Raw genomic sequence first — 12,020 nt, forward strand, 5'->3', positions numbered from 1 at the left:
TAGCGGCTCAATTAACTACGTGCTTTAATTTATATCTCAATTCATAGAATTCACTAACAATTCAAACTTAATTCATTAAGAATTTGACTCATCACCAAAACAAATATAATAAATAGACTTTCAAAAACAAAACTCTAATATTGCAATCTTCTTTTTTGCACACTATTATCGCCCAATAACACCCCTTTTTATCAATGGAATGAAACCTTGAACATATCCTTATTTACACGCATAGCGCCTCTGGCCGTCATTTTATTAGTGGGCTGTAATTCAACGCAGTCCAGACAATCCGCCAGATTAATGAAACCATTATCTGATACGACATTAAGCCAACAACAAACGGAACAGCAGAGAGTCGCAGATGAGCAAGCGCGTTTAGACTCCTGCCGTAAGGCTCTTGAGTCTCTGAAAGAAGTGAATCCGAAGCAGGCAGACAAACTCGGTAATGAGTTCACCGCCCTGCTGAGCGCTGCAACCCAATATAATTCTGTCCGCAGTAAAGTCGCTGAACCGACAAAACAGGGAATCGATTCGATGTACCAGTTCAAATCAATCAAGCTATGCGCTGATATTGAAAAGGCATTGATAGATAGTCTTGTTAAACGTGGTGAAAATGTTCAGCTATGAACGGGAAAATAGCTAAAAATTTCAATTCGGTATCGCTGGCAGCAGTGTTTGTGCTGGCGCTATCGCCGGACGCCTTTGCGGAAAAAGATGCGCTGATAAGCGTCACGACGAGTTCAAGCAGCGACGCTTCAGGCCCTGCATTTTTAAATTACGCTAAAGAGCAGCAGGCGCAGGAAAGTCGTGAGCCTGTTAAGCCCGAGGAGGAAAAAAGCAATAAAACAAAAACAACCAATAAAAAAAGCGTTCAGAGTACCAATGATATCTCCCGCCAGGCTGCAATAATTTCTCAAAAAGATAAACTCATCCGCCAGCTTCGACAGCAGCTGGAAGCTAAACCTGTGACGATTAATGCCGCAGCAGATAACCAAAAAGAGCTGACTGATAAAATTCAGCTGCTTGAGAAAAAATTAGCGGCTGCTGTAGCCGAAAAACAACGATTAATAGATAAAGAGCTAACGGCCGCAGCTGAAATAAAACAGAGCGTGGGCCAGCGTAACGCCTCCGAAAATAAAATAGTGCAGCAAGAAAAAAGGCTCTTATTAGTAGAATCCGCAAAACAAAAAGCCGAGCTGCAGCTGACTGAGGCAACCGCTGAAAAACAGGCACTGATAAAGAAACTCGCCGCGGCGGAAACGGAAAAGCAAGATACGGCCTCCAGGCTCACGGCTGCTGCATCAGACAAACAAGCGCTCATTAGCAAGCTCGCTGCCGCTGAGTCAGCTCAGGGGCAAATGCGCGCAAAACTCACCGCGGCTGACGCCGCCCGGCAGGCGCTACAAACGAAGCTGGAGGCGGCTGAAACAGACCATAAAGTCGTGCTCGCGAAGCTCGCCGCCTATGAAACGAAAGAAAAGGATTTAACGACAAAACTGGCGGCTGCAGGGGTAGAAAAACAGGCGCTCACGGCTAAACTGGATTCCTTTATCATCAGCAAGCAGCAGTCATCCCTTCAGGAGGATGCCGCCGATAAAGATAAAGCCCAACTGCAAGCCAGCGCAGATGAAATTACCCGACTAAAAACCATGTTAGCTGATGCCGAAGCTAAAAAACCAGCGGCTATCGACCTTGCGAAAGCGCCCCTGCAGCAGGCTTACGCTATTGGCGTATCGATGGGCGCTGAAGTGCTACAGCTCTTATCCACCCGGGATTCCCAGGGCGTAAAAATGAGCAAAGATACCGTACTGCAGGGGATCCAGGATTCTTTTTCCGGAAATATCGCCCTTGATGAGAAAGCGCGCAATAAAGCTTTGTTCGATGTATCTAAAAAAGTCTTTCAGAACCTGAAGAAGATCGAACAGCAAACGCTTAGCGAAGGAAAGAAATATCAGCAAAAGTTCGCGCAGCAAAAAGGAGTGGTATTGAAAGATGGCGTTTACAGTCGCATAGATTATGCCGGTAAGGGCAAGATTCTCGATAGCGACATCGTTACCGTCACCATCAAAGAAACGCTTACTGACGGAACCGTCATTAACGATATGGAGGCGGAGGGTAAAGTGTGGTCTCAGTCCCTGAAATCTTATCCTCCACTGTTCCTTGGGCCCATAAAGCGGCTGGGAAATCACGGCGCTATTACGGTCGTGATCCCTCCCGAGCTCGCCTACGGCAGCGAAGGCAAACCGCCTAAAATCCCGCCGGGAGCGACCATGGTCTATTCGCTCAGAATCGTTGACGCCACTGCAGCACAACCGCAGGCTAAAAAACCCTGATCCTAACGCCTCCCGCCAGGGCGGCGTTCGCCATTTTCTTACCACGCCTCATTTGCTGAAATATCCGCCGTGCATCATCTTCTATAGTTGGCTATGATGTTGCGCTCATTTTAATGGGTGTAACAGATGTTAACAAAGGAGGATCTGCCCGTGGCCGATAGCAATCTGTGGCATGAAACGCTGCACGACCATTTTGGTCAGTATTTCAGCGTTGATAACGTTCTGTATCATGAGAAAACCGAGCATCAGGATTTAATCATTTTCGAAAACGCGGCGTTTGGTCGCGTGATGGCGCTGGACGGGGTGGTACAAACCACCGAGCGTGATGAGTTCATCTACCATGAAATGATGACCCATGTTCCGCTAATGGCCCACGGTCAGGCGAAACATGTGTTAATTATCGGCGGCGGCGATGGCGCCATGCTGCGCGAAGTCTCTCGCCACGGCAATGTCGAAAGCATCACTATGGTAGAAATTGACGCTGGCGTGGTGTCGTTCTGTCGTCAGTATCTGCCTAATCATAACGCTGGCTCGTACGACGATCCGCGTTTTACGCTGGTCATTGACGATGGCGTCAATTTTGTTAACCAAACGGCGCAAACGTTTGACGTCATTATCTCCGATTGCACCGATCCTATCGGTCCCGGCGAGAGCCTGTTCACTTCCGCATTTTATGAAGGCTGCAAACGCTGCCTCAATCCTGGCGGGATTTTCGTCGCTCAGAACGGCGTCAGCTTCCTGCAGCAGGATGAGGCCGTCGATAGCCATCGCAAGCTCAGTCATTACTTTAGCGATGTGAGCTTCTATCAGGCGGCGATTCCAACCTATTACGGCGGCATTATGACCTTCGCATGGGCCACGGACAACGAAGCCCTGCGCCACCTTTCCAGCGAAATCATCCAGGCCCGCTTTCATAAATCGAACCTGAAGTGCCGTTATTACAATCCGGCAATTCACGCGGCGGCATTTGCTTTACCGCAATATTTACTGAATGCGCTATCCACCGTTAAGTAAGGGGGTGATCTAAATTGAAAAAATTGAAGCTGCACGGCTTTAACAATCTGACCAAAAGCCTGAGTTTTTGCATCTATGATATCTGCTACGCGAAAACGGCAGAGGAGCGCGATGGCTACATCGCCTATATTGACGAACTCTACAACGCCAACCGCCTGACAGAAATTTTGTCCGAGACCTGTTCAATTATCGGCGCAAATATTCTTAACATTGCGCGTCAGGATTATGAGCCTCAGGGCGCCAGCGTGACGATCCTGGTCAGCGAAGAGCCTATCGATCCGCAGCTTATCGATCAGACCGAACATCCAGGCCCGCTACCGGAAACCGTCGTGGCGCATCTCGATAAAAGCCATATCTGCGTTCATACCTACCCGGAAAGCCATCCTGAAGGCGGGCTGTGCACCTTCCGTGCCGATATTGAAGTCTCTACCTGCGGGGTCATTTCACCGCTGAAGGCCCTGAATTATCTGATTCACCAGCTAGAATCCGATATTGTCACCATTGACTATCGCGTTCGCGGTTTTACCCGCGATGTGAACGGCATGAAGCACTTCATCGATCATGAAATTAACTCCATTCAGAACTTCATGTCCGAGGATATTAAGTCTTTGTATGACATGGTGGACGTGAACGTTTACCAGGAGAATATCTTCCATACCAAGATGCTGCTTAAGGAATTCGACCTTAAGCACTATATGTTTCACACCAGGCCGGAAGATTTAACCGAAGAAGAGCGCAGGGTCATCACTGACCAGCTGTGGAAAGAGATGCGTGAAATTTACTACGCAAGAAATATACCGGCGGTGTAACGCCCGGCGGAGCACGGAGGCTCCGCCAGACTTAGCGCTGCTGCATAAACTCACGATAGGCGGCAACGACCTGTAAAAAATCTTCAATACCGCACAGCGAGAGGCTTTCTTCGTCGTAGTAGCTCATCCCCTCTTCTATCTCATCGCCGGAAAAATCCAGCTGATTGGCGCGGATCATCACTTCTTCACCATCCAGCCATAATGTGTATTCATGACCGGCACGCTGCCAGGAACGTTCGCTGCCTTTGACGGTGCGCGCGGCCTGCTCGACTTCATCAAGCAGGGTAAGGTTATCTTTGACCTCTTCGTTGAACCAGTGGCCGATAGCCTCATGATCCATCGACATTCGCACCTTTACCACTCCGGTAATATCGCGCAGAAATTCGTAATCCATAGTCTTTTCCTCTGCAAGGGCAGTGCGTCACCGCTGCACTGTACCCATAGCGTCATTATCGCAGCAGTAAGGGAGAAAAAAAGCGTCGCGGACGGAGGGATTGGAAATAAAAATGCCCGGTGACGCAAAGTTCACCGGGCATTGAGGGGATTATGTACCGCTCTGACCTAGCGCATTACACCGCGGTCTGGAAAATAACCCCGTCAGCCTTCTCAGTGTACTGACCCAGCTGGTCGAAGTTCAGATAGCGGTAGGTATCCGCCGCGGTTTTATCCACCTGAGCCACGTAGGTCTGGTACTCTTCCGGCGTCGGCAGCTTACCGATAAGCGCGGCGACTGCCGCCAGCTCCGCAGAGGCCAGGAAGACGTTAGCGCCGGTACCTAAACGGTTCGGGAAGTTACGGGTTGAAGTAGAAACCACCGTCGCACCGTCAGCAACGCGCGCCTGGTTACCCATGCACAGGGAGCAGCCAGGGATTTCAATACGCGCGCCGCTCTTACCAAACACGCTGTAGTAACCCTCTTCAGTCAGCTGCGCGGCATCCATACGGGTTGGCGGCGCTACCCACAAACGGGTCGGCAGTTGACCTTTGTGGTTGTCCAGCAGCTTACCAGCCGCGCGGAAGTGGCCGATGTTGGTCATGCAGGAACCGATAAATACTTCATCGATCTTCTCACCCTGCACGTCGGACAGCAGACGCGCATCGTCCGGATCGTTCGGCGCGCAGAGGATTGGCTCTTTGATATCGGCCAGATCGATATCGATCACCGCCGCATATTCTGCATCCGCATCCCCTTCCAGCAGTTCAGGTTCCGCCAGCCATTTTTCCATGCCCTGAACGCGACGTTCCAGCGTACGGCGGTCGCCGTAGCCTTCCGCGATCATCCACTTCAGCAGGACGATGTTGGAGGTCAGATACTCAACGATCGGCTCTTTGTTCAGCTTGATCGTGCAGCCTGCAGCCGAGCGCTCTGCGGAGGCATCGGTCAATTCAAACGCCTGTTCAACTTTCAGATCCGGCAGACCTTCGATCTCCAGAATGCGGCCGGAGAAGATGTTTTTCTTACCTTTCTTCTCAACGGTCAGCAGGCCCTGTTTGATCGCATACAGCGGGATGGCGTGCACCAGATCGCGCAGGGTAATGCCCGGCTGCATTTTGCCTTTAAAGCGCACCAGCACCGATTCCGGCATATCCAGCGGCATGACGCCGGTCGCGGCGGCAAACGCCACCAGGCCAGAACCTGCCGGGAAAGAGATACCAATCGGGAAACGGGTATGCGAATCACCGCCGGTACCGACGGTATCCGGCAGCAGCATACGGTTCAGCCAGGAGTGGATAACGCCATCGCCAGGACGCAGCGATACGCCGCCGCGGTTCATAATAAAGTCCGGCAGCGTGTGGTGCGTGGTGACGTCAACCGGCTTAGGATAAGCGGCGGTATGGCAGAAGGACTGCATCACCAGGTCGGAAGAGAAGCCCAGGCACGCCAGGTCTTTCAGCTCGTCACGGGTCATCGGACCGGTGGTGTCCTGAGAGCCTACGGAGGTCATCTTCGGTTCGCAGTAAGCGCCCGGACGAACCCCGGCTACGCCGCAGGCGCGGCCAACCATTTTCTGCGCCAGAGAGTAGCCGCGGCTGCTTTCCGCCACGTCTTTCGCCTGACGGAATACCTCGCTGTGCGGCAGGCCAAGCGCTTCACGCGCTTTGGTGGTCAGGCCACGACCGATGATTAGCGGGATACGGCCGCCTGCGCGTACTTCGTCGATCAGCACGTCGGTTTTCAGCTCGAAGGTCGCCAGCAGTTCGCCGGTTTCGTGGTTACGTACTTCACCTTTGAACGGATAAACGTCAATCACGTCGCCCATGTTCAGGTTGTTTACGTCCACCTCAATCGGCAGCGCGCCGGCATCTTCCATAGTATTAAAGAAGATAGGCGCAATTTTGCCGCCGAGAACCAGACCGCCGCCGCGTTTGTTCGGCACGTTCGGAATATCGTCGCCCATAAACCACAGCACCGAGTTGGTGGCGGATTTACGCGATGAACCGGTACCCACGACATCGCCGACGTACGCCAGCGGGAAACCTTTTTGCTGCAGTGCTTCAATCTGCTTAATTGGGCCGACGGCGCCTGGCTGATCCGGGTCGATGCCTTCACGGGCGTTTTTCAGCATTGCCAGCGCGTGCAGCGGAATGTCCGGGCGGGACCAGGCATCAGGAGCCGGAGACAGGTCATCGGTGTTGGTTTCGCCGGTGACTTTAAAAACGGTCACGGTGATTTTGTCAGCCAGCTGAGGACGGCTCAGGAACCACTCAGCGTCAGCCCAGGATTGCATCACCTGTTTGGCATATACATTGCCCGCTTTGGCTTTCTCTTCAACATCGTAGAAGTTGTCGAACATCAGCAGGGTGTGGGACAGCGCTTTCGCGGCAATCGGCGCCAGTTTTGCGTCGTCCAGCGCGTCAATCAGGGGATGAATGTTGTAACCGCCCTGCATGGTGCCCAGCAGTTCGACAGCTTTTTCACGGGTAACCAGTGGAGAAGTTGCATCGCCTTTGGCGATCGCGGCAAGGAATCCGGCTTTAACATAGGCGGCTTCGTCGACGCCCGGCGGTACGCGGTTAATTAACAGGTCTAACAGGAATTCTTCTTCACCCGCTGGCGGGTTTTTCAGCAGTTCTACCAGCGCGGCCATTTGGGTTGCATCTAAGGGTTTCGGTACAATCCCCTCGGCGGCACGCTCAGCTACGTGCTTACGGTATTCTTCTAGCACGACGGTTCTCCTCGCTCTCATTGTAAAATGCGGTAGGCGATTCTCTTCACGCTCCTGTGAGACAGCAGTTTGTAGGGTAAATGCCCGATACCGCGTCGGCAGCATAGCAGGATTTTGGCGGGGTGTTAATCTGTTTACAAAAAAGCAACATTAAAAATTAGCTGAATCGTTAAGGGCAGAATATTGCAGGTTTTCTGTCAGTTTAGCGGTATATAAAATTAATTCTGTTACACATCATTGTCCAAAAACCCAACTAAAATCAAAAACGCAAATTCGCGATCTTTATACTCAGGCAATCCCCCGCTTGACGACAATACTCTGTCAAAACGGGCCAATCTTTGTGCCGGGAGTCCTTATGACGCTGCCTTTCAAACCCCATCTGCTCGCGCTGCTTTGCAGTGCCGGACTATTAGCCGCTGCGGGTACGCTCTACGTTAAAAGCCGGGAACCGCAAACGGCCCCCGAGCCACCCGCCGTTGCGCAGACGTCGCAGACCACCGCCGCCGCTCGGCCGGTTACCGCAACCTATACCCCCGCGCAGATAGACCAGTGGGTCGCGCCAATCGCGCTCTATCCGGACAATCTCCTGTCCCAGGTGCTGATGGCTGCGACCTATCCGAGTAACGTCGTTCAGGCGGTGCAGTGGTCGCAGGATAATCCCGCAATGAAGGGGGATGCGGCGGTACAAGCGGTGGCAAGCCAGCCCTGGGATCCCAGCGTAAAATCGCTGGTCGCCTTCCCTTCCCTGCTCGCGTTAATGGGAGAAAACCCACCGTGGATAGAAAACCTGGGTAACGCATTTCTCGCCCAGCCGCAGGACGTCATGGATTCGGTGCAGCGCTTACGCGCCATCGCCCAGCAGACCGGAACGCTAAAATCTACGCCGCAGCAGAAAGTCATCACCGCCACAAACGCTGCGGCAACGTCGACAACCAGCACCTCACGCAGCAGCAGCGCCGTGACATCCTCCCCTCTCGCCCAGGTGATTAAAATCGAATCCGCCGATCCGAACGTGGTGTACGTGCCGGCCTATAACCCTTCTGTAGTTTACGGCGCCTGGCCTAACACGGCCTACCCGCCGGTCTACCTGCCGCCGCCTCCGGGTGAACAGTTCACCGATAGCTTCGTCAAAGGTTTTGGCTATAGCCTCGGCGTCGCCACCACCTACGCCCTGTTCAGCAGCATCGACTGGGATGATGACGATCGCCATCATGACGATGACGATCACCACCACGATGATGATCATCACGGCGGCTACTCGCACAACGGCGATAATATCAATATCAACGTCAATAATTTCAACCATATTACCGGGCAGAATTTGCCGGGTAACCACGCTAACTGGCAGCATAATCCAGCCTGGCGCGGCAATATTCCGTACCCGAACAACAACATCGCGCAGCATTACCATCAGACCAATGTTCCCGGCGGGCTTAGCGCTACCCAACATCAACCCGTCGATCGTAACGCGCAACGTCAGGCGGCCATGACTCAGCTACAGCAGCGTACCGGGCCTGCGGCTGCCGCGGATAACTCGCTTGCTCGCGCGCCGTCCCGCGATGCCCAGCGTCAGCTCGCATCGCAGCAGCTGCATCAGGTGACCCAGCGCAATAACTACCGCGGCTATGACGCCACGCCGGCGGTTAAACATAACGCCGTACAACAGCAGCATCGGGAAGCGGTAAAATCGCAAATTCAGCATCCAACGGCGCAGCAGCAACAGCGCCGCGAACAGCTGCGGACCACAACGCCCGCACAACGTCAGCAGAAGCTGAATGACCTGCACGCCAATGCCCTGAGCGGTAACGATATCCGCTCTCCTTCCTGGCAGTCGCAGCAGGCGCGCGGCCTGCAGAGCCTTCATATCTCGGGTTTAAGCAGCGAGCAGCGCAGCGCGGCCAGAGAACAGCTTTCTGAACATCATGAACTGCGCCGCCGCTGAGGATAATCAGATGAAAAAATTATTAACAATGACTCTGCTGGCCCTGGCGCCCGCCATATCGTTGGCTCAACAGCAGTTTTCCTCTCCGCAACAGGCCGCCAGCGCGCTGGCCGAGGCGATCGGCAAGCATGATGAATCGGCGCTCAACGGGCTGCTCGGCGATAGCTGGCAGCAGTTTTTACCGCCGGATGGCATTGCCCCTGACGCCGTCGATCGCTTTCAGCGTGACTGGAAAGTGAGCCATCGTATCGTTCAGCAACAGGATAGCGCCTGGCTGGAGGTAGGTCAGGAAGCATGGCGGCTACCGATCCCCATAATTCAGGATAAGAGCGGCTGGCGTTTTGATATGGCCGCTGCTGAAGATGAGATCCTGACTCGCGCGATTGGCCGCAATGAGCTGTCAGCCATTCAGGCAATGCATGCTTACGTTGATGCCCAGCAGGATTTCTATCGATTAAACCACGCCTGGGCGCAGAAGATTATCAGCAGCGATGGCAAGAAAGATGGCCTCTACTGGCCAGCCGCTCCCGGCGAAGCCCCCAGCCCGTTAGGACCGGCGTTTAGTCCCGTAGAACCCGGCGAGGGCTATCACGGCTATCGTTTCCGCATAATTAAAGACGGCGAGAATCAGGGCGCCGCCCTGCTGGCATGGCCGGTGGAATGGGGAAAGACCGGCATCATGAGCTTTATGGTTAACCAGAATGATGAGGTTTATCAGGCTAATTTAGGTGATGAAACGCAGATCAAGGCGCGGGCGATTTCTCAGTTTTCGCCTGACTCCGGCTGGCAGGCCATCCATCAATAGTAAAATGCCCGGCGCGATATGGCGCTGCCGGGCAGTATCACTACGTTGGCTTAGCCCTGATGAGGCATCAGAGACGGGTAGCCGGCAAAAGCCGGTTTAGTGCTGGTCAACGCCGCTTCATCAGCGCTGATGCTACCGGAGTTCGCCGCCCATACGCCTTCGCTGGTCTTCGTTATTTGCTGATGCTGTATATTCAAATCCTGGCCCATAGCGGCAATATGGGTGCTTTCGGTACCGCCGCTGTTATCAGCCCAGGGAATCGCGGCATCCGCCGCGCAGGCCATACCAGAAACCAACGTTGCAGCCAGGAGAGTGGTGGTTAAAAGCCTTTTCATCGCATACCTCACATATAGTTAACTGCCTATAAGTTTACATAGTTACTATTTTTCAGGAATTAATAAGGTATGCAATTTTATTAACGGCGACACAGTTCTAAACATCACCGATAAAAAAAGCGGCTCACTGAGCCGCTTTTTGATTTTGCCTGAAAGAAAAACTTACTTTTTCTTCGCTTTCGCGTTCGGCAGGTCGGTGATGCTACCTTCGAAGACTTCTGCCGCCAGGCCAACGGACTCGTGCAGAGTCGGGTGAGCGTGGATGGTCAGCGCGATATCTTCAGCGTCACAGCCCATTTCGATCGCCAGACCGATTTCACCCAGCAGCTCGCCGCCGTTGGTGCCGACAATCGCTCCGCCGATAACGCGATGAGATTCTTTGTCGAAAATCAGTTTGGTCATACCGTCAGCGCAGTCGGAAGCGATAGCACGGCCAGAAGCAGCCCACGGGAAGGTGGCGGTTTCGTAGCTGATGCCTTTCTCTTTCGCTTCTTTCTCCGTCAGGCCAACCCATGCAACTTCCGGCTCAGTATAGGCGATGGACGGAATCACTTTCGGGTCGAAGTAGTGCTTCATGCCGGCGATAACTTCGGCAGCAACGTGGCCTTCGTGAACGCCTTTGTGCGCCAGCATCGGCTGACCGACGATATCGCCGATAGCGAAGATATGCGGCACGTTGGTACGCAGCTGTTTGTCAACGCGGATAAAGCCACGCTCGTCAACTTCAACGCCTGCTTTACCGGCATCGAGGTTTTTACCGTTCGGCACGCGACCGATAGCCACCAGCACGGCGTCATAGCGCTGCGCTTCAGCCGGGGCTTTTTTGCCTTCCATGGAAACGTAGATACCGTCTTCTTTCGCTTCAACGGCGGTCACTTTGGTTTCCAGCATCAGGTTAAATTTCTTACTGATGCGCTTGGTGAAGACTTTCACCACGTCTTTATCTGCTGCCGGGATCACCTGGTCGAACATTTCAACCACGTCAATCTCTGAACCCAGCGCATGGTATACGGTACCCATTTCCAGACCGATGATACCGCCGCCCATAACCAGCAGGCGTTTTGGTACGGTTTTCAGCTCCAGCGCATCGGTGGAGTCCCATACGCGCGGATCTTCATGCGGAATGAACGGCAGTTCGATCGGACGGGAACCCGCCGCGATGATAGCGTTGTCGAAGTTGATCACGGTTTTGCCGTTTTCGCCTTCCACTTCCAGGGTGTTAGCGCCGGTAAATTTACCCAGACCGTTAACCACCTTCACTTTACGCCCTTTGGCCATGCCAGCCAGACCGCCGGTCAGCTGAGTGATGACTTTTTCTTTCCAGGTGCGAATCTTGTCAATGTCGGTTTTCGGCTCACCGAAAACGATACCGTGTTCGGCCAGCGCTTTCGCTTCTTCGATAACTTTAGCAACGTGCAGCAGTGCTTTAGAAGGGATACAGCCGACGTTCAGGCAAACACCGCCGAGGGTGCTGTAACGTTCTACGATGACGGTTTCCAGACCTAAATCAGCGCAACGGAAGGCAGCAGAATAACCTGCGGGGCCTGCCCCAAGTACCACGACCTGAGTTTTGATTTCAGTACTCATCATGACCTCTGTAATTTGTATCCGGCGG

The 12,020-nt window shown here is 53.3% G+C and carries 10 protein-coding genes; 6 read left to right on the forward strand and 4 right to left on the reverse strand.

Annotated features, from left to right (window positions below; all coding sequences use genetic code 11):
• Positions 1-207: 207 nt before the first annotated feature.
• The 4 genes from ACE3MN_RS22130 (at position 208) to speD (ending at position 4,156) form a co-directional block, all read left to right on the forward strand.
• Positions 208-627, forward strand: a complete 420-nt coding sequence (locus tag ACE3MN_RS22130; protein WP_024360328.1) for a hypothetical protein — start codon at positions 208-210, stop codon at positions 625-627.
• Complete coding sequence (locus tag ACE3MN_RS22135) at positions 624-2,333, forward strand: FKBP-type peptidyl-prolyl cis-trans isomerase N-terminal domain-containing protein (RefSeq protein WP_102650219.1); 1,710 nt, start codon at positions 624-626, stop codon at positions 2,331-2,333. The genes ACE3MN_RS22130 and ACE3MN_RS22135 overlap by 4 nt, the downstream gene beginning before the upstream one ends.
• 150 nt (positions 2,334-2,483) lie before the next feature.
• Complete coding sequence (speE, locus tag ACE3MN_RS22140) at positions 2,484-3,347, forward strand: polyamine aminopropyltransferase (RefSeq protein WP_024360327.1); 864 nt, start codon at positions 2,484-2,486, stop codon at positions 3,345-3,347.
• Positions 3,348-3,361: 14 nt separating this feature from the next.
• On the forward strand, positions 3,362-4,156 hold the full coding sequence (gene speD / locus ACE3MN_RS22145) for an adenosylmethionine decarboxylase (RefSeq protein WP_004872133.1): 795 nt from the start codon (positions 3,362-3,364) through the stop codon (positions 4,154-4,156).
• A gap of 31 nt (positions 4,157-4,187) precedes the next feature.
• Here speD and yacL read toward each other — a convergent pair whose 3' ends face one another.
• Positions 4,188-4,550, reverse strand: coding sequence for a protein YacL (gene yacL / locus ACE3MN_RS22150; protein ID WP_004129024.1), 363 nt, complete (start codon positions 4,548-4,550; stop codon positions 4,188-4,190).
• A gap of 175 nt (positions 4,551-4,725) precedes the next feature.
• Positions 4,726-7,323, reverse strand: a complete 2,598-nt coding sequence (acnB, locus tag ACE3MN_RS22155; RefSeq protein WP_102650218.1) for a bifunctional aconitate hydratase 2/2-methylisocitrate dehydratase — start codon at positions 7,321-7,323, stop codon at positions 4,726-4,728.
• 355 nt (positions 7,324-7,678) lie between these two features.
• Between acnB and ACE3MN_RS22160 the strand changes: the two genes are divergently transcribed.
• Both ACE3MN_RS22160 and ACE3MN_RS22165 read left to right on the forward strand, forming a co-directional pair.
• The gene (locus tag ACE3MN_RS22160; RefSeq protein ID WP_102650217.1) at positions 7,679-9,265 is read left to right on the forward strand and encodes a DUF3300 domain-containing protein; all 1,587 of its coding nucleotides are present in this window, start codon (positions 7,679-7,681) and stop codon (positions 9,263-9,265) included.
• Between the two features lie 10 nt (positions 9,266-9,275).
• Entirely contained in the window at positions 9,276-10,070 is a 795-nt protein-coding gene (locus tag ACE3MN_RS22165) for a DUF2950 family protein (RefSeq protein WP_049085610.1), read from the forward strand.
• A 50-nt stretch (positions 10,071-10,120) separates the two neighbouring features.
• Here the strand turns inward: ACE3MN_RS22165 and ACE3MN_RS22170 are convergent, their stop codons facing one another.
• Positions 10,121-10,405 carry a hypothetical protein gene (locus ACE3MN_RS22170; RefSeq protein WP_004872139.1) on the reverse strand — a complete coding sequence of 95 codons (285 nt, stop codon included), beginning with the start codon at positions 10,403-10,405 and terminating at the stop codon, positions 10,121-10,123.
• A 162-nt stretch (positions 10,406-10,567) separates the two neighbouring features.
• On the reverse strand, positions 10,568-11,992 hold the full coding sequence (gene lpdA / locus ACE3MN_RS22175) for a dihydrolipoyl dehydrogenase (protein ID WP_004098637.1): 1,425 nt from the start codon (positions 11,990-11,992) through the stop codon (positions 10,568-10,570).
• Positions 11,993-12,020 lie beyond the last annotated feature (28 nt).

The organism is Klebsiella grimontii (assembly GCF_042137965.1).
In the GTDB taxonomy this organism is placed as follows: Bacteria; Pseudomonadota; Gammaproteobacteria; order Enterobacterales; family Enterobacteriaceae; genus Klebsiella; species Klebsiella grimontii.